This is a genomic window from Aquimarina litoralis, assembly GCF_039523995.1.
GTDB classification, from domain to species: Bacteria; Bacteroidota; Bacteroidia; order Flavobacteriales; family Flavobacteriaceae; genus Aquimarina; species Aquimarina litoralis.
This window is the reverse complement of the sequence record NZ_BAAAGE010000002.1, coordinates 416,083-433,521: the sequence shown is the minus strand read 5'-3', so window position 1 is coordinate 433,521 and position 17,439 is coordinate 416,083. Positions and strand designations below refer to the sequence as shown.

The following is a 17,439-nucleotide window of genomic DNA, read 5'->3' as shown; positions in this document are numbered from 1 at the left end:
CATCTTATTCCTCTAAATCTTTTAGGATATTCTCTGCTGCTTCCATGTTTTTACCGTATATCTTTTTTACCCACTTTGCGAAGAATATAAAAAAGATGATCCCGAAAGGTATAAAAAATGCTATTGACCAAAGTTTATCTACATCATCAAACAAGTCCTTCCCTCCTATTATTTTTGAGGTAACCGGAAGAATTAAAAATATCAATAAAAAACTCAAATAATATGATACTTTTTGAAGTGATTGGAATTGTTTTTTGCGTTTTGTATATGTAATTAATGTATCCTTATATGTATTTTCATAAAAATTAATACTGCTTATTTTATTGATGGATCGTAATGACAAAATTGGTAGTACTAATAATATAATGGCACAGCTAATTCCAAATGCTGCATTATACCAAGTATCCAGAGTATTTAACTTTACAATGATTAAAATAGCCATTGCATAACAAATAATAGTTCCTAAAATCTCTGGATAGGCAATTTTGTTCCATTTTTTTCTGTATCGCTCCTGTGTCATCATAATAATCATTTTATCGGTTAATTTTTTTTGTTTCTCTAATTGGTCACTTATATCAGACCATATTGTTTGCATTTCCTCTAATTCCATCCCCATTTATTTTTTAATTATTTGCGTCTTCAGTTTTTGCTTTATTCTAGAAATACGTGTTCCAACATTCGTAGCACTTAATCCAGTAATTGTAGCTATCTCTTCATATTTTTTACCTTCTAATAGTAATAAAATCAGACCTTTTTCGAGATCATTAAGCATTTTTATATGAGCATACACAACCTTTAATTTCTCTTCGAACTCCGTGTCGTAATTCTCTGTCTGTTTCAATACTACCTGATCAATTCCGACTTTGCTTCCTTTTCTTTTTTCCTTTCTTAATCTAGTTATTGCAGTATTTAAAGCAACTCTATACATCCAGGTACTAATTTTGGCATCACCTCTAAAACTATCATAGGCTTTCCATAATTGATATACTATTTCCTGATACAAATCCTGTTGATCTTCAGATTGATCTGTATACACGGTTGTTATTTTGAAAATAACACCTTCATTTTGTTTAATAATGCGAGTAAATTCTTCTTCCTTACTCATTTTTAGATTCTATTTTCTATATAAGTATACCTTATGATTAAAAAATCACATTATTTATGAAAAAAATTAGAAAAACTTTTATATGAAGTTATAAAAAGTAGTGGGAACCACTTAAAAAATGGTAGATCATCGAAGAAAATGGATAAAAAAATTATTCCTTTACTACTATTAAGGTAGCTTTTACACCTGTAGTAAGGTTCCATTCGTTAGCAGTAATGACATTACCTTGGTCATCATGAAGTTGGAATTCTGCGGTGTTTGGACCAGAAGTACCTTGGTTTAAAGCTTGAATATCAATTTTATTAAAACCTTTTATAAGATCAATTTTAAAACCCTGAAAAACAGCATCTAAATAGACACTAGAACGGATAACATCATCGTTCAAGAAGATTCGTACTAAATCTCCGTCTACTGATTCATAATCTCTATAGATAAGATAAACAAACTCTGCATTACTTTTAAAATCACCCAAGTACTGATCTGATTTATATTCTTCCTTTATTTCTTTATCTTTTTGAAACCACTTAGGAACGGACTTAAAATTTGGTTTTAAAAGTCCATTATTACCTGTCATATCAAAAGGTTTCTGCGTTCTATTAAATCGAATAGAATCTTCTAAGCTGGTATATAAAGAAAAGTTGTTTTTAGGTTTTGTTAAACCCGGAGTAAGTTTATAAGTACTGGTTTTTAAATCACTGTTTTTGTCTATTTGTAAAGATGAAATAGGTTTTTCTATTTGTGCCTGTAACGTAGCTACAAACCACAAAAAAAATATCGATATAACAGTTGATTTCGTCTTCATTCTTCCTTTATGCTATATAGTCGTTAAAGATAACTAATCCCTTACTTTTTTCTGTTAATTACTTTCAAAAACTCTACCAAACTACGAATAAACCGTACAAAACATCAAAAATCACATATTAACAAAAAAAACACCCGTTGATACTTGTAAGATAAATCCGATATTTATTATTTTGTTATAAAAAACAACCCATGTATATTTTCCCTATAATAATTGTTCTTTTAGCAGTAGTCATTTTTTTAGGTTTTCGATATATCAGTTTAGCATCTAAACTTAAACGGAAAAATGATGAATTAAGTACTTTAATTAGTTCTACAGAAAAAAAAGAACAAAAAAATCAAGAGTTTATTTCTTCTTTGAGTCAAGAATTAAGAACTCCGTTATACGGAATTATGGGATTAACCAATATTTTGGTAAATGAACACCCAGAATTATCGGATAATAAAAATCTTAAGTCCTTAAAGTTTTCTGGAGATTATCTATTAACTCTCATCAATAATGTATTACAGGTTAATGTGCTGGAAACTGAAAAAATAGAGGTTGATAAGCAGCAGATTGATCTTAGAGAACTAACTCAAAATGTGGTTAATTCTTTCAGTTACGCTACCGAAAATAGTGGTAATACTCTAAATCTAGAGTTCGATGATGAAATTCCAGAAAAGCTTATTGGAAATTCTTCTATTCTTTCACAAATTTTAATGAACTTGATTAGTAACGCCTTACGCTTTACTAAAAATGGAAATATTGTTTTTTCTGTCAATTTAATTACCAAAAAAGGAAGTATGAATAATATTTCTTTTAAAATTAAGCATGATGGAAACGAGATTACAAAAGAAGATGAAAGATCTATATACCAAGAGTTTATTGATATTGATAAGGTAAAAAAATCGTATTTAGGAAGTGGACTTAATTCATTAATCGTAAGAGGATTGGCTAAATCTATTGAAGGAGAAATTATCGTACAAAATAATTCTCATGCAGGATCTGAATATGCGTTTGTAGTAGACTTAGAAACTGTGAACGAAAATGCGAGCACAAATAATGAGTCTACAGGGAATGAAAAACAAAAAGCACTAATAGTTGATGACAATAAACTAAATTTATTAGTTGCTAATAAAATTTTATCCAAAGAAAATTTTGAATGCACAACAATAGATAATGGGTTTGATGCTATTGAACTTGCCAAAGATAATTCTTATGACATTATTTTAATGGATATAAACATGCCTAAACTTAATGGTATAGGGACCACAAAAAGAATACGAGAATTTGATCATAAAACACCTATTATTGCACTAACTGCTGTAGATGTTACTCAGTTAAATAGACAGATTATGCAAGCAGGTTTAAACGACTATATATTAAAACCTTATGATAAGAATATCTTATTAGAAATGATCCATAAACACATACCTAATTAGTTCTTAGTAAATAACTATTTCCTGTCCGATATTTAGTACCGAATTATATCTGATTTCATTAATCTTACAGATTTCCGAAACTTCAATATCATGTTTCCTAGCGATACCATGCAATGTATCTCCTTTCCGGACAACATAAACACTTCTAGTCGTTGGCTCTTCAATTATTTTCTCTATTGTTTGTTGAACTACTATTTTACTTTTTCTTGTAGAACGATGCGATCTAGGCGTCATCCACTTTTTGGTAACCGCAATTTGTTCAGATCTTACTTTGGTATTTTCAGAGAAATCAAAAAGATATTCAGGATGTATGCTTTTACCATGATATCTTACTTCTAAATGTAAATGACTTCCTCGGGCATTCCCGGATACTCCGCCTTTACCAATAACTTGTCCTTTTTCTACAAGATCATTTTCTTGTACCATATATTTAGAAAGATGAGCATAAACAGTTTCTAAACCATTTTCATGTCGTATAACTACCGTTTTTCCATGACCAGAATGTCGTCTTGCATATCTAACTTTACCACTAAGCAATGCTTTTACATTATCCCCTGTCTGAAGGTCAATATCTATTCCTTGATGTGCTCTTCCCCTTCTCCAACCATATCTAGAAGTAACCACCATTTTATGATCAACTGGCGAAGAGAATACAGAATCCTTAAAATGAAGTAAAAAAGGACGTTTATCGAATTTCTTTTTCAAAAAAGTATTGAAAATCTTGGTATTCCAATTTTCATCATAAACGCTTGTTATGATTTCCTTATTTATAACTCCTTCTTCTTCGCTATTCTGAGTAATAATATATTGCCGATTAACCTTGTAGATAGGCAAATATGTCTTCTTACCATCTAATACCAATTCTTTGTAATCCAATAAAACTTTAGCCTCAGTATTATCGGAATATTGTGCAAACAAAGATGAAGTAGCTATACCGACTAGAATTAATAAGAACGTGAGTTTCCCTTTATTCAAAAACATGAATGTCAAAAATTTTAAATCCTAAGTAAATTTTATTCAAAGCACTTTCATTTTTAAGTAAGACGATATTTTGTTTAAGGCGTTACAATAATATTAATTATTCATTTAATAACAATATTTCTTTTTTAAAAGCAGTTAAACAAACAAATGGTTAAAAATCAAAATATTACACAAAAACCCTTGATATATTTACCGTAAAAACAATACGGGATATATTTTTTATGTAAACTTTTTAACATATTTTAAGAATTTAATGTGAAAAGTTTAGTAGGTAAAATTATAATAAAATGCTCCACAATCAGTTTTAGGTAGCATATAAAAGATTAATTAAATAACCATGAAAAAAGTATTCACACTAATCGCATTATCTGGAGCCTTAATGACTACCTCTTGTGTATCAAAGAAGAAGTATTTGGCTCTTGAGCAAGATCTAAACAATACGCGTAGTACATTACAGAAGACTACCGTAGAGAAAGAAGAGCTTGAGTCTAAATTTGCAAAAATTGAAGCAAGAGTTGCGGATTATAACGCAAAGATTAACTCTTTAAGAGACTCTAATAATGAAAAAATGGTGATGGTGGATGACCTAGCTGTAATCTCTAACAACACCAAAAAGAAAATGAATGAAACCCTTGCTCAGGTTAGTCCTGAAAAATTACAAGGCGCTAGAACATTACAAGACTCAATGAATCTTGCAGTTTCTCATAATTTGAAGAATTCATTAGATGACAGCTTAAAAGAAGATGAAGACATTTCTATCGACATTGATCAAACGGTAGTAATGATCTCTATTTCGGACAAGATGCTATTTAATAGTGGAAGCTACAGAGTAAGTAATAAGGCAAATGATATCCTTGAAAAACTTGCTCAAGTAATTAACTCAGAGCCTAGTCTTGATGTAATGATTGAGGGACACACAGATCCTAGAACTATCAGTACTCCTGCATTAGAAGATAACTGGGATTTAAGTGTTAAAAGAGCAACTTCTATTACTAGATTATTACAAAATAAGTATAATGTAGATCCTGCTAAATTAATCGCTTCTGGAAGAAGCAGTTACCAGCCATTAGTTGAAAATGACACGGAAGAAAATATGGCAATCAACAGACGTACAAGAATTGTATTATTACCAAATCTTGACAAATTCTTTGCAATGTTATCTTCTAACTAAGAAGAAAGAATTTATAATATCAAAAAAGGCCGCCATTAGGTGGTCTTTTTTTGTTTACAATTGGTTGTGTTAGATTCAAATATCAGCACCATGAATCAATACAAAACGTAAATATTGTAATACCATTTTGTCTTTAATTAAAACCACATAAGCTATCTATCCTTGGATTTGAACTAATTATAAAATATTTACTTTAAATTACCGCACAAATCAATAGCTATGTTTAGTTATTTAATAGTGTTTAAACGTATATAAAAACACAGAAGATAACATCATAAATAAGCAAAAGAGCCATCTCAACAATGAGATGGCTCTTAGTCTGTATAAGGTATATCTTTATTTAATTATTTCACTTTTGCTTATTTCTTAGTACAAGAACTCTAATGCTACAACATCAAAATTAGAGAACTCTCCTTGTGTACTGTTATCATAACAAGAAATCATGATAGAACCGGAATCCAATCCAGCAGCACCCCATCTGTTTTCTGTTGGTGTACCTGGAATATTGATTGCTCCAGCAGCTTGACCTTCAGCACTATCTTGCTCGTTGTTATTTCCACATCTTCTTCTCGCATAATCTGTATGTCTTAAACCTACAGCATGACCTATTTCATGGGTGATTACATGTTCATTGATGTTATTATTACTATTTGCTAACCCTCCATCAATTCTAATTAATTGACCAGGTCTTCCTCCACTTGGAAAATCAGCACGACCACCAACTCCAGTTCCTCCTTGATTGAATACAATCATATCAGCACCATTTGTATTAGATCCAAACGTTAATCTAAAATTTAGATTCGTGTTTAATCTATTATAGTTATTTACAGCCCACTGTAATCCGGTACGCATATTTGTTGTTAATGCACAACAAGAACCTGTATATCCTAAAATATCGATAGTAGTATTAGCACCACTAATTAAATTAAAAGTTCTATACTGTTTAGTGTTGTTTTCACCTTCTAACATAGCGTAGTCACCATTTAAAAGTTTTTTACGCTCTAGAGCGATATCGCCAGAAATAACATACATGGTAGCATTACCATCTAAATCTGTCATCATTTCTTTTACAGCACCATTAGGATTTACAGCTGCCTTGGTTAGAGCTTCTATTTCTTCAATTGATAAGTCCGATGCTAAATCAGGTTGAGCTTCATTAACATCATTTTTCTGACAAGAGATTACTAATCCTGCCACTACAGCGCTAAGCGCTAATAATTTGATTTTTTTCATTTCTAAGTTGAGTTTGTTTTACTACTAATAAAAGAATGTAGTTAGCATTCACATAGTAGCAAAATGTTTATAAAAGATACACCTTATGCAGACAGCAAAAGATATTGTGTTTATTTAAGTTAATAATTTTCGAAAAGAATAAGGGTTTTAAAAAATCTAAAACAAAGAAATTTTTAATAGTATAGAATAGTATAAAAATATCTAAAAACGTATGGTTAAATAAAAACCTAGAAAGTCCTATTGATGGAGTATATCAAAATAAGTCCTATATTTTTTTCGGAAGGATTTGGTGGGCAAAAGATTGACCAAACCAAGTGGTTTAATTTTATTCGTCTTCATTTTAAGTAGTTGAGTTTGTATAATATATTAAGAACCATAGTTACTTAGTTCTACACTAATTTTTTTCCGAGGAAAATTTCACTATTAATGCGACGGCAAGATATATGTTTTTTTTAAAGAAAAAAGTTAAATACTAAATATTTTTTTACAAATACGGCAAAACCGTAAATAAAATTCAACAAAAAGACGATAACTATTAAAAAATTGGAAAAAACATAAAATACATTATAGAGGTAGTTTTTTTACCAAAATAAAACCTCTCCACTTTTATAAAATACGGATAATATTATTCTATATAGGTATTTACACTAGTGGTAAGTTTACAAGAGCTATGAAGCATTTTCTTGAATTTTAATGCTAAATGTTCATCATTGAATTTCATCGCCTCACTTATACTATTAGACAAAACCAATTCTCCAATTAAATACTCTACAAAATAAGTTTGATCATCGGTAAGCAATACATATTCGGTCATAAACTATTTATTTCTCAATAATAATTACCCTGCCTATAATTAACGAGTAATATATCATAATTCTAATTGTTCAAAGTTACTTTTTAACAAGCCTACTTTTTACTACTGTTTTATGATGTTATCAAATTCTTATTCACAATCATATATATTTCAATTATAAAGGAAGTTTTAAGTTTAAAAATTCATGTTTTTTTCGTAACTTATTGATGGTCAAACATTAAATCATTCCATCATGAAACTCATCCTTTTAATTACCTGTAGCTTATTCTCAATTAACACCTTCGATAATCATAATTTTAGTAGCACTATGGACTTATATAACCTTGAAGGTGTGTGGGACTTAAAACATCAGTTTTTATATGATCATAATGAAATTTCGGACACTATCTATAATATAAATGGTTATCGCCAAGTAAAAATGTATAGCAAGGGAAAAGTGATGTGGACACGTTTCGATCCGTCAGATAACAATGAATGGTTCGGTTATGGCACATATACCATAAAAGGAACCATTTTAGAAGAGCGATTAGAATATGCTTCTGGTCCAATGATGAAAATTGTAGACACTACCCAAGTATTTAAATTTGAACTAGTCATGAATAAAAATTCTTATCAGCAAATTGCAATCGATGAAAACGGACAGTATTCAAGATCAGAAAATTATATAAAAGTGGAATAAACTTCATATTTTGTTAGATTTTAAAATTATCAAAGGGATTTTAACCCGTAAATATGGGTTCTAATCCCCTTTTTTTATGAACCGTTTCCTTATACTTTTGTTTCAAGTTAAAAGTAATAATACACTATAATTTATCCCAGTTACAATCTTACTCTTTTTCAGGTCTGAGAAATGGTAATAAGCTTCCCCATTAGAATCCCTATTTAGATAAAAATTAACTAATCAAACTAAATACATTTCTATGAAAGCACTTAGATTTTCAACATTACTAGCCATTTTTCTATTTACCTTTCTTTCCTGCAAGAAAAAGGAGATTTCCGAAGAAACACAAGAATTTATTCAAGAACCAACAAAAGAGCAGCTCGATAAATTATTTAATATGGGTATCAATATAGATAATGTCTCTATTGAAGAAATTACTACTCCAGATAAAAAAACAAATACATATTTTATCTCAGGTGATATTATGGTACCTGTATCCGATTTAGATTCTTATGCAGCGTTAGAACCTTTAGAAAATGGAAATAAGCAATATCGTGATATCAATATTGTATCTCCAGCTAATAGAAACATCAATATTCTTGGGTTTACAGGAGGAAGTGCAGGTCTTACATCAAGGATGCAAACAGCTTTACGATGGGCAGTTAACAATTATAATGCATTACCCAATAGTCTTAATTTCAATCTTACATTTGGAGCAAATATTGGAGCAGCCGATATAGTAGTATTCCAGGTTAATAACCCAAATGGAGGCGGAAGTGCTGGATTTCCTGATTTATTAGGTAAACCTTATCCTTGGGTTAGAATTAACTCTGGAACACAAGCTTTTAGTACTAATGTTAATGAACATGTAATCACCCATGAAATTGGACATTGTCTCGGTTTAAGACATCAGGATTGGATTAACCGACAAAGCTGTGGAAACACTGGAGGCATACAAGTAGAGCCACCAGCGATCTGGATACCTGGAACACCAACTTCTCCAGATGCAGATTCGATTATGTTGGCTTGCTTTGGAAATGATGAAGATGGAGAATTTACGGACACCGATAGAACAGCATTGAATATACTTTATTAACCATATCACATATCTTAAAACCTTTTAAAGCCATATAATTTTTTATATGGCTTTTGTAATTCATTAAACCTTTTTCTTTTGAACTAGTCTTATTAGCGAACATAAAATTTAATACTATGAAAACTATAAGAACTCTAAAAATAGCATTACCATTATTAGTCGTAATCTTTTTAATAGGAAGTAGTTTTACCATTGCACCTTTAAAATGGGAACATTTGGGAACCAGAACGGTGAATTACAAATTAGATAGAGATGTTATTAAAGTAACGGCAAAAGATGGAAGATTTAAAAAACTAAAACTAAAGGTAACTAATGGTTCTCTAAATATGCACAGAGTGGTTGTTCAATACGGAAATGGTGAAAAACAAGTAATCGCTATCAAAAAGAATTTTGCGAAAGGCGGAACAACTAGACTTATCGATTTAAAACGAAATAAAAGAATTATAAGAGATATTACATTCTTTTATGACACAAAAAATTTATCTAGGAAACGTGCTAAAGTACATGTTTTTGGAAAGCACTAGTGGTAAATATTTGATATAAAAATGTTGAAGTATTTTATAGTTTATAGAATACTTCAACTTAATTTAATAAATAATACCCACATTTTAAATATGCTCCTTCTTTAAAAGCAATTGGATGATCAATATCATGAAATGTTTTTTCCAATACCGTAAAACTTCTACCAGTATTGATAATATGTTCTTCACATATGCTAAAAAAATCATCTGATTGTACTCTGGAAGAGCAAGATGCTAACACTAAAATCCCTTTATTCACTACTAAACGTGCACCAAGTCTTGCTAACCTCGCGTAGCTGTTTTTTGCTCCATCTATTTCACTTTCTCTTTTAGCAAATGAAGGAGGATCGATTACCACAATATCGAATCGCTGCTTATCATCGATTAATTGTTGTAAACCTTCAAAAGCATCTGCAACCATAATATTATGAGTTCCTGAATGCGTATTAAGCTGAGCATTCTCTTTTGCCATTTCCAAAGCATGCTTACTGATATCGAGGCTTGTAACCTCTTTTGCGCTTCCTGCTAATGCGTGAATAGAAAAACCTCCTGCATACGAAAAAACATCTAGTACAGTTTTATTATTTGCTAATTCCCCTACTCTTTTTCTATTATGTCTATGATCTAAGAAATACCCAGTCTTATGACCTTTGATAACATTCGCGGAAAACAATACACCATGCTCTCTAAAAATTACAACTTCATCTTTTAATGTTCCATAAATAACATCACCATCAGATACACCAAAGGTATTTCCAGTAGTTTGCAAAGATCTACTTAATCGTAAAACTACCGTATTACAATCAGAGACTTCTATTAAATGAGGAACGATCCAATTTAAATATGGAAACCAAATATGAGAATATAATTTTATTACTAATACTTCGTCATATACATCGGCGATAAAACCTGGCATTCTATCATTCTCTCCGAAAAGTAATCGATAACTATTGGTGTCCGTTTCTAATAAAGGTTTTCTTAGTTGATAAGCTTCCTGAATCCTCGTGGCAAACCAATCATTGTTTATCTGAGCTGCTTTTTTAAATTGAATTAATTTTATCCGAATTGGAGAATAAGGGTCGTATAATCCTATAGCCAGTATCTTATTCTTTTTATTATCATAAATAATTGCTAAGTCCCCTGCATTGCCTTTGTTACTCTGTTTCGCAATACTGTTTTCAAAAATCCATGGATGCTCCTTTCTAACCATTTTTTCGGCAGAAGGTTTTAGTTTTATCGCTAGTCGTTGAATTGTGATATCTGGAATAAGATTCATATTCTGCAAGAATAATAATATTTTTTAGTTTATGAGAATTATTACAAATAAAAACGGGATTGTATGTGCAAGACAACCCCGTTTTAACCAAAACTTTTTAAAGTGTAACCTATATCGGAAAAGTCAGATTAGACATATGATAGGTGTGACATCTTACATTGAGATTTAAGAGTATTTCGCGTGTAATATATTTGTTGGTTAATTATAACACGAATGTTAATAAAAGTCTGGTTTCTTATTATAAAAGTAAAACAATTATATCATTTTCTATTGCGTCTTAACCTCAAAAAAAGTGGAAGAAAATAGTTGGAATTTTAACAAAAAAAGAAAGCGCCCATCCCAAGAAGTATCAGGATAAACGCCCAAAAAAAGTATTGTTCGAACTTGTAAATATCAAGTAAAGAAATCTCGCTTTTTGATTGTTAATCGAATCGATTCTTATCTTTAAAAAGCATACATCCCAAGAAGTATCAGGATCTACCCTCTTTTAGTATTCAATTCAACTTTTGTTTATCTAGTAATAGATCTTGTTGATTTCTCTACTGTTTACATCTATATGACGCACATGATGTAATATTGTTACACTTTATTTTAATTTTTTTTTGAATAAAAACAACAAAATCTATCAAATCCCAGTAAAATCAACAGGTTTCAGGTCAAAAAAAAATCATTTTTCTTAGATAGAAAAATGATTTTTATAAATTTAAATGCTTTTTATTGTTCTGAATTATAGATTTTTAGCATTCTTTACTTTAGTTTTTGTCAAAGCTAATTCCAAAACTTCACTCATTTCTTTTACATAATGAAATTTTAATCCTTTTAGATATTCTTGCTTTATTTCATCAATATCTCTCTTATTATCTTCGCAAAGCAGAATTTCTTTTATATGAGCTCTTTTTGCTGCAAGTATCTTTTCTTTAATACCTCCTACTGGTAACACTTTTCCTCTTAATGTTATTTCTCCAGTCATTGCAATACTCTTCTTTACTTTTCTTTGAGTAAATAAAGAGACTAATGAAGTAAGCATTGTAATTCCAGCACTAGGTCCATCTTTTGGTGTTGCTCCTTCTGGAACATGAATATGCACATTATAGTTACTAAATATTTCCTGATTAATTCCAAGAACATCTGCATTGGCCTTAATATATTCCATGGCTATGGTAGCAGATTCCTTCATCACTTTACCAAGATTACCTGTAATGGTAAGACTTCCTTTTCCTTTTGACAAGATGGATTCGATAAATAAAATATCGCCACCAACACTTGTCCATGCCAATCCGGTAACTACTCCTGCTACCTCATTGCTTTCATATTTATCGCGTTCTAATCGAGGAATTCCAAGAACTTCCACCACATCATCATTACTCACCTTTACATTATAGGATTCATCCATAGCAATGTTCTTGGCAGCATAACGAACCATTTTTGCTATCTGTTTTTCTAATCCTCTAACTCCTGATTCTCTAGTATATCCTTCGACAATTTTCTCTAATTGAGCCTTTCCTATTTTAAGATGAGATTTATCCAACCCATGCTCTACCAATTGCTTTGGAAGTAAGTGTTGTTTTGCAATTTCTACTTTTTCCTCTATTGTATAACCTGTAACATTTATAATTTCCATACGATCACGCAAGGCAGGCTGAATTGTATTTAAACTATTAGAGGTAGCAATGAACATAACTTTAGAAAGATCGAATCCCATTTCTAAAAAGTTATCATGAAACTCCGAATTTTGCTCAGGATCTAATACTTCTAACAAAGCTGATGAAGGGTCCCCTTGATTTCCAACTGAAAGTTTATCTATTTCATCCAAAACAAACACTGGATTACTAGTCCCCGCTTTTTTAAGACTTTGGATAATTCTACCAGGCATTGCCCCAATATAGGTTTTTCTATGTCCTCTTATCTCTGCTTCATCTCGTAATCCACCAAGTGAAATACGCACATATTCTCTACCAAGTGCTTCGGCTACGGATTTCCCTAAAGAAGTTTTACCTACTCCAGGAGGACCATAAAGACATAATATAGGAGATTTCATATCATTACGAAGTTTTAGCACCGCTAAATATTCGATAATACGTTTCTTTACATCATCTAATCCATAATGATCTCTATCTAAAATCTTTTTTGCTCTTTTTAAATCGAACTGATCCTTACTAAATTCATTCCAAGGAAGATCCAAGAATAAATCCAAGTAATTACGTTGGATAGAATACTCGGCAACCTGAGGATTCATACGACGCATTTTGGATAATTCTTTATCAAAATGCTTTTGTACTTTCTCATCCCATTTCTTGTCCTTACTACGTGCTTGCATTTCCTCTATTTCATCCTCATGTGAAACCCCACCCAGTTCTTCCTGAATGGTTTTCATCTGCTGATGAAGAAAGTACTCTCGTTGTTGCTGGCTCATATCGTGCTGAACCTTATTCTGAATATCGTTCCGAAGTTCTAACTTCTGGAACTCTAAATTCATATATTTTAATGTAGCAAGTGCTCTATCCTTGATATTATCAATTTCCAGTATCTTTTGTTTCTCCTCTACTGGCAAATTAAGATTCGATGAAACAAAATTGATCAGAAAAGAATTACTTTCAATGTTTTTGATAGCAAAAGAAGCTTCAGAAGGAATATTTGGACTTTCCTTAATAATCTCCAATGCTAAATCTTTAATCGAATCAATAATCGTATTAAATTCTTGATTTTCTTTAGCGGGTCTTATTTCCGGAACTTCAATTACCTTTGCTTTAATATAAGGATCTTCTTCAATAATCTGATCTATCTTAAATCTCTTTTTCCCTTGTAAAATAACTGTAGTATTCCCATCAGGCATTTTAAGAACTCTTAAGATTCTAGCTACTACTCCTATCGTATTGATATCTTTAGAACCTGGGTTTTCTACATCTTCTTCCTTTTGAGAAACGACCCCTATAGTTTTATTCCCGTTATTGGCTTCATTTAAAAGCTTAATGGATTTATCTCTACCAGCAGTAATCGGAATTACAACACCAGGAAACAAAACTGTATTTCTTAGAGGTAAAATAGAGAGTACCTCTGGTAAATCTTCTTTATCAATTTCCTCTTCATCCTCTGGTGTCATTAAAGGAATTAATTCAGCATCTTCATTGATCCCTTGAAATGACAAACTGTCAAGAGTTGTTAATTTGGATTTTGTCATAAGTATATATCAAAGTCATTTTGTCATTTGAACAAAATAACATTATTGTAAAAAATTATTTAATCTAACTTTAGCATCGGAAATACCTATAAAATAAGGACATTAACGATATTTCTATTTAACTAATTCAATTGTTATGCCATAAACTTTAAAAAAAATATTTCAAAACTGTAACAAAATACAACTAGCTGTATCTTTATACTAAAACAAACTATTTTTTTGACACTAACCGAACTAAATACAGAGCAGCTCATAGAAAGATGCCGCAAGCAAGATCAAGGAGCGCAGATGGAAATTTATAATCGCTATTACAAAGCAATGTACAACACTGCTTTTAGAATTATAAAAGATTCTGCTGAAGCCGAAGATGTAATGCAAGAAGCCTTTCTAACGGCTTTTACAAAATTATCTATGTTAGAAGATAGTAAAGTATTTGGTTCATGGTTAAAAAAGATAGTAGTTAATTCCAGTCTTACAATATCTCGTAAGCGCACTACCTATGGTGAGGTCCCTTTAGAAGCCGTATCGTATGCCCTTACAGATGAAACAGAAGGGGTTGTAAGAGAAGATTTAACTAGTGTAAAAGCAAATGCAGTATTGCAAACGCTAAAGGAATTAAAGGAAAGTTATAGTACAGCATTGTCTTTACACTTAATTGAAGGGTATGATTACGAGGAAATTTGCGAAATATTGAATATATCATATTCTAATTGCCGTACCCTAATTTCTCGAGCAAAAGAAAGTCTACGTAAAAAACTAGTAGTTGCATGAAAACCGAAGATGAAATAGACAAATTATTTGAACGCATGGAAAATCAACTTGATGTATTTGAACCATCAGCTGATCATAAACTTCGCTTCTTAGAAAAATTACAATCACAAAATCAAGTAATTTCTTTACAACCTAAGAAACGAAATTGGATAAGGCCATTAGCGATTGCTGCATCGATAGCGGTATTAATAGGTATGATTTCGATCGCTCCTATTTTTCAGACCAATGAAAAAGCTGAATTAGCTAGTGTTTCTCCTCAGATGGAAGAAACTCAGAATTTCTTTACCGTTGCTATTCAAAATCAACTAGAAGAAATAAGCAAAAACTCATCTGAAGAAACTAATGCACTTGTAGACGATGCTATGAAACAATTAGAAAAATTAGAGACTAGCTACGAAATTTTAAAAAAGGATTTAGTAGAAAGTAGCAATGACAAAAGAGTTATTAGTGCTATGATAAAGAATTTTCAACAACGCGCCTCTCTTTTGGAAAATGTATTAGAAAAAATTAACGATATCAACAAATTAAAATTATCAGAAAATGAAACCAACATACTATAAAATCTTATGTTTTTTGTTTCTTATTCCGACTTTGGTGTTAGCTAACAACAATAATGGAATGAAAGGAAAGTATACAAAAGAAAAATCTTTGAAAAAGGAATTTTCTGTAAACAGTGATGCTTTACTAAAAATTAGTAATGATTATGGAAATCTAGATATCACATCTTGGGACCAAAACAAAGTAGTAATGGAAATTACCATTAAAGTTAATGGGAATGATGAGGAAAAAGTGATCAAAAAATTGGAAAGTATAAATGTGGATTTTGAATCTAGCGCTTCGTTAGTAGATGCTAAAACTACCTTTAATAAAGAAGGGAAATCTTGGTGGTCTAAGTTTTCTGATGGATGGAACGGAAGCAACATCAAAATGGAGATCAATTATAATGTAAAGGTACCCATAACTAACAACGTACAATTAAGCAATGATTACGGTAGTATTACACTAGACAAAATTACGGGTAATGCAAAATTAAGTTGTGATTATGGTCAAATTATTGTTGGTGAATTAATGGGTAATGAAAATTATATAAGTTTTGACTATACCCACAATAGCACAATAAAATATATGAAAGCTGGAAAAATTAGTGCTGATTACTCCGATTTTACCTTAGAAAATGGAGAAAACATCCTTCTTAATGCAGATTATACTAAATCCAGAATAAAAGCTATTAAAGAACTAAATTACAACTGTGATTATGGTAGTTTAAAAGTGGAAAACGTTGGTGTTTTCAAAGGGAACGGAGACTACTTGGATACAAATATTGGTAATGTTAGTACTAGCGTAAACATTAATTCTGATTATGGATCGATAGCCATTGATAATCTAGAAGTGACTACAAAAAATGTGACTATCCGAACAGATTATACAGGTGTTGGTATTGGGTATAATTCCAATCTAAACTTCGATTTCAGTATTAGAACTTCATATGGTGGAATTAGCCTTGATGATGATATCAATATCATGAAAAAAAATAGAGAAAACACTGACAAGGATTATAGTGGTTATAACGGCCAGAAAAATAGTGGTAACTCCATTGATATTTCTACCAGCTATGGCAGTGTTAAATTAAGAAAAAATTAATCATTCAAATATTCAATCAATTATGAGAACAGCAACAATCATTTTAAGTTTAGCCATTTGTAGTATCACAACAGTAAACGCACAGTGGTGGGGAAATAGCAAGAAAATTGAAGGAGATGGTAATGTAGTTACCAAAACAAGAAATCTATCTGAATATGATCAGGTAAAAGTAAAAGGTAGCCTAGATGTATCTTTAGTATCCGGTACAGAAGGAAACATTAAAATAGAGGGTGAAAGCAATCTTATTCCTTATGTAGTAACCGAAATTGATGGTGATGCTTTAAAAATTTATGTAAAAAAAGGATATTATTTAAAGGTAAGCAGAAACAAAGAACTTATCATAACGGTACCTTTTAAAGATTTGAGCAAAGTAAGCCTTACTGGATCAGGCGATGTATATAGCGATGATGTTATTAAAGCATCTGACTTTAAAACAAGCGTTTCTGGTTCTGGAGATGTTCGATTAGCAGTAGAAGCCAATAATATCCAAAGTTCGGTTTCTGGAAGTGGAGACCTTGTACTAAAAGGTACAGCCGATAATCTAGAGTGTAAGGTAACAGGTTCTGGAGATCTAAAAGCATATGACTTAAAAGCTAAAGATGTAGTAGCATCAGTGACAGGATCTGGAGATATTAAAGTAACTTCTACATCCTATATAAAAGCAAGAGTTACAGGTTCAGGTGATATCGATTACCAAGGAAATCCTGAAAGAGAAGACAAAAAAGTATCTGGTTCTGGAGATATTACCAGACACTAAAAGAAGCATAT

General features: G+C 31.1%; 17 protein-coding genes. 9 read left to right on the top strand and 8 right to left on the bottom strand.

Annotation, left to right across the window (positions count from 1 at the left end):
- Nucleotides 1–4: 4 nt before the first annotated feature.
- From ABD077_RS10810 to ABD077_RS10800, 3 genes are all read right to left on the bottom strand, one after another.
- Nucleotides 5–610 (bottom strand): hypothetical protein, encoded by a 606-nt coding sequence (locus ABD077_RS10810; RefSeq protein ID WP_343912321.1) that lies wholly within the window; start codon nt 608–610, stop codon nt 5–7.
- A 6-nt stretch (nt 611–616) separates the two neighbouring features.
- A complete protein-coding gene (locus tag ABD077_RS10805) occupies nt 617–1,105 on the bottom strand; it encodes an RNA polymerase sigma factor (RefSeq protein WP_299601652.1) in 489 nt (162 codons plus the stop codon).
- A 151-nt stretch (nt 1,106–1,256) separates the two neighbouring features.
- A complete protein-coding gene (locus ABD077_RS10800; protein WP_343912320.1) occupies nt 1,257–1,907 on the bottom strand; it encodes a hypothetical protein in 651 nt (216 codons plus the stop codon).
- Nucleotides 1,908–2,098: 191 nt separating this feature from the next.
- On the opposite strand from ABD077_RS10800, the gene ABD077_RS10795 reads away from it, so the two are divergent.
- Entirely contained in the window at nt 2,099–3,328 is a 1,230-nt protein-coding gene (locus tag ABD077_RS10795; protein ID WP_343912319.1) for a response regulator, read from the top strand.
- Nucleotides 3,329–3,331: 3 nt separating this feature from the next.
- On the opposite strand, the gene ABD077_RS10790 is transcribed toward ABD077_RS10795, so the two are convergent.
- On the bottom strand, nt 3,332–4,309 hold the full coding sequence (locus ABD077_RS10790; protein WP_343912318.1) for a peptidoglycan DD-metalloendopeptidase family protein: 978 nt from the start codon (nt 4,307–4,309) through the stop codon (nt 3,332–3,334).
- Between the two features lie 337 nt (nt 4,310–4,646).
- Here ABD077_RS10790 and ABD077_RS10785 point away from each other — a divergent pair, with 337 nt between their 5' ends.
- Nucleotides 4,647–5,480: an OmpA/MotB family protein gene (locus ABD077_RS10785; RefSeq protein ID WP_299601663.1), complete on the top strand. Its 834-nt coding sequence runs from the start codon at nt 4,647–4,649 to the stop codon at nt 5,478–5,480.
- A 366-nt stretch (nt 5,481–5,846) separates the two neighbouring features.
- On the opposite strand, the gene ABD077_RS10780 is transcribed toward ABD077_RS10785, so the two are convergent.
- Together ABD077_RS10780 and ABD077_RS10775 are read right to left on the bottom strand one after the other, a co-directional pair.
- On the bottom strand, nt 5,847–6,713 hold the full coding sequence (locus tag ABD077_RS10780) for a M57 family metalloprotease (protein WP_299896428.1): 867 nt from the start codon (nt 6,711–6,713) through the stop codon (nt 5,847–5,849).
- Between the two features lie 625 nt (nt 6,714–7,338).
- Nucleotides 7,339–7,527, bottom strand: coding sequence for a hypothetical protein (locus ABD077_RS10775; protein WP_299601668.1), 189 nt, complete (start codon nt 7,525–7,527; stop codon nt 7,339–7,341).
- Nucleotides 7,528–7,759: 232 nt separating this feature from the next.
- Between ABD077_RS10775 and ABD077_RS10770 the strand changes: the two genes are divergently transcribed.
- The 3 genes from ABD077_RS10770 to ABD077_RS10760 all read left to right on the top strand — a co-directional run bounded on the left by ABD077_RS10770 (nt 7,760) and on the right by ABD077_RS10760 (nt 9,808).
- A complete protein-coding gene (locus tag ABD077_RS10770) occupies nt 7,760–8,206 on the top strand; it encodes a hypothetical protein (RefSeq protein WP_343912317.1) in 447 nt (148 codons plus the stop codon).
- A 241-nt stretch (nt 8,207–8,447) separates the two neighbouring features.
- A complete protein-coding gene (locus ABD077_RS10765) occupies nt 8,448–9,284 on the top strand; it encodes a M57 family metalloprotease (protein WP_343912316.1) in 837 nt (278 codons plus the stop codon).
- 116 nt (nt 9,285–9,400) lie between these two features.
- The gene (locus ABD077_RS10760; protein WP_343912315.1) at nt 9,401–9,808 is read left to right on the top strand and encodes a DUF2541 family protein; all 408 of its coding nucleotides are present in this window, start codon (nt 9,401–9,403) and stop codon (nt 9,806–9,808) included.
- Between the two features lie 58 nt (nt 9,809–9,866).
- On the opposite strand, the gene ABD077_RS10755 is transcribed toward ABD077_RS10760, so the two are convergent.
- Both ABD077_RS10755 and lon read right to left on the bottom strand, forming a co-directional pair.
- Nucleotides 9,867–11,081 (bottom strand): class I SAM-dependent rRNA methyltransferase, encoded by a 1,215-nt coding sequence (locus ABD077_RS10755; RefSeq protein ID WP_343912314.1) that lies wholly within the window; start codon nt 11,079–11,081, stop codon nt 9,867–9,869.
- A 727-nt stretch (nt 11,082–11,808) separates the two neighbouring features.
- Nucleotides 11,809–14,259, bottom strand: a complete 2,451-nt coding sequence (gene lon / locus ABD077_RS10750) for an endopeptidase La (RefSeq protein ID WP_343912313.1) — start codon at nt 14,257–14,259, stop codon at nt 11,809–11,811.
- 219 nt (nt 14,260–14,478) lie between these two features.
- Between lon and ABD077_RS10745 the strand changes: the two genes are divergently transcribed.
- Genes ABD077_RS10745 through ABD077_RS10730 form a run of 4 tightly spaced genes read left to right on the top strand, consistent with a single transcriptional unit; the run spans nt 14,479 to nt 17,428 of the window.
- Nucleotides 14,479–15,030: an RNA polymerase sigma factor gene (locus ABD077_RS10745; protein WP_343912312.1), complete on the top strand. Its 552-nt coding sequence runs from the start codon at nt 14,479–14,481 to the stop codon at nt 15,028–15,030.
- Nucleotides 15,027–15,590: a hypothetical protein gene (locus ABD077_RS10740; protein ID WP_343912311.1), complete on the top strand. Its 564-nt coding sequence runs from the start codon at nt 15,027–15,029 to the stop codon at nt 15,588–15,590. Before ABD077_RS10745 ends, ABD077_RS10740 begins: the two co-directional genes overlap by 4 nt.
- Entirely contained in the window at nt 15,571–16,671 is a 1,101-nt protein-coding gene (locus ABD077_RS10735) for a DUF4097 family beta strand repeat-containing protein (protein WP_343912310.1), read from the top strand. The genes ABD077_RS10740 and ABD077_RS10735 overlap by 20 nt, the downstream gene beginning before the upstream one ends.
- Before the next feature lie 22 nt (nt 16,672–16,693).
- The gene (locus ABD077_RS10730) at nt 16,694–17,428 is read left to right on the top strand and encodes a head GIN domain-containing protein (protein WP_343912309.1); all 735 of its coding nucleotides are present in this window, start codon (nt 16,694–16,696) and stop codon (nt 17,426–17,428) included.
- Nucleotides 17,429–17,439: the final 11 nt, after the last annotated feature.

Coding starts and splice junctions, on each gene's coding strand:
- ABD077_RS10810 (WP_343912321.1), bottom strand. CDS start 610: ATGGAATTAGAGGAAATGCAAACAATATGGTCTGATATAAGTGACCAA.
- ABD077_RS10805 (WP_299601652.1), bottom strand. CDS start 1,105: ATGAGTAAGGAAGAAGAATTTACTCGCATTATTAAACAAAATGAAGGT.
- ABD077_RS10800 (WP_343912320.1), bottom strand. CDS start 1,907: ATGAAGACGAAATCAACTGTTATATCGATATTTTTTTTGTGGTTTGTA.
- ABD077_RS10795 (WP_343912319.1), top strand. CDS start 2,099: ATGTATATTTTCCCTATAATAATTGTTCTTTTAGCAGTAGTCATTTTT.
- ABD077_RS10790 (WP_343912318.1), bottom strand. CDS start 4,309: ATGTTTTTGAATAAAGGGAAACTCACGTTCTTATTAATTCTAGTCGGT.
- ABD077_RS10785 (WP_299601663.1), top strand. CDS start 4,647: ATGAAAAAAGTATTCACACTAATCGCATTATCTGGAGCCTTAATGACT.
- ABD077_RS10780 (WP_299896428.1), bottom strand. CDS start 6,713: ATGAAAAAAATCAAATTATTAGCGCTTAGCGCTGTAGTGGCAGGATTA.
- ABD077_RS10775 (WP_299601668.1), bottom strand. CDS start 7,527: ATGACCGAATATGTATTGCTTACCGATGATCAAACTTATTTTGTAGAG.
- ABD077_RS10770 (WP_343912317.1), top strand. CDS start 7,760: ATGAAACTCATCCTTTTAATTACCTGTAGCTTATTCTCAATTAACACC.
- ABD077_RS10765 (WP_343912316.1), top strand. CDS start 8,448: ATGAAAGCACTTAGATTTTCAACATTACTAGCCATTTTTCTATTTACC.
- ABD077_RS10760 (WP_343912315.1), top strand. CDS start 9,401: ATGAAAACTATAAGAACTCTAAAAATAGCATTACCATTATTAGTCGTA.
- ABD077_RS10755 (WP_343912314.1), bottom strand. CDS start 11,081: ATGAATCTTATTCCAGATATCACAATTCAACGACTAGCGATAAAACTA.
- lon (WP_343912313.1), bottom strand. CDS start 14,259: ATGACAAAATCCAAATTAACAACTCTTGACAGTTTGTCATTTCAAGGG.
- ABD077_RS10740 (WP_343912311.1), top strand. CDS start 15,027: ATGAAAACCGAAGATGAAATAGACAAATTATTTGAACGCATGGAAAAT.
- ABD077_RS10735 (WP_343912310.1), top strand. CDS start 15,571: ATGAAACCAACATACTATAAAATCTTATGTTTTTTGTTTCTTATTCCG.
- ABD077_RS10730 (WP_343912309.1), top strand. CDS start 16,694: ATGAGAACAGCAACAATCATTTTAAGTTTAGCCATTTGTAGTATCACA.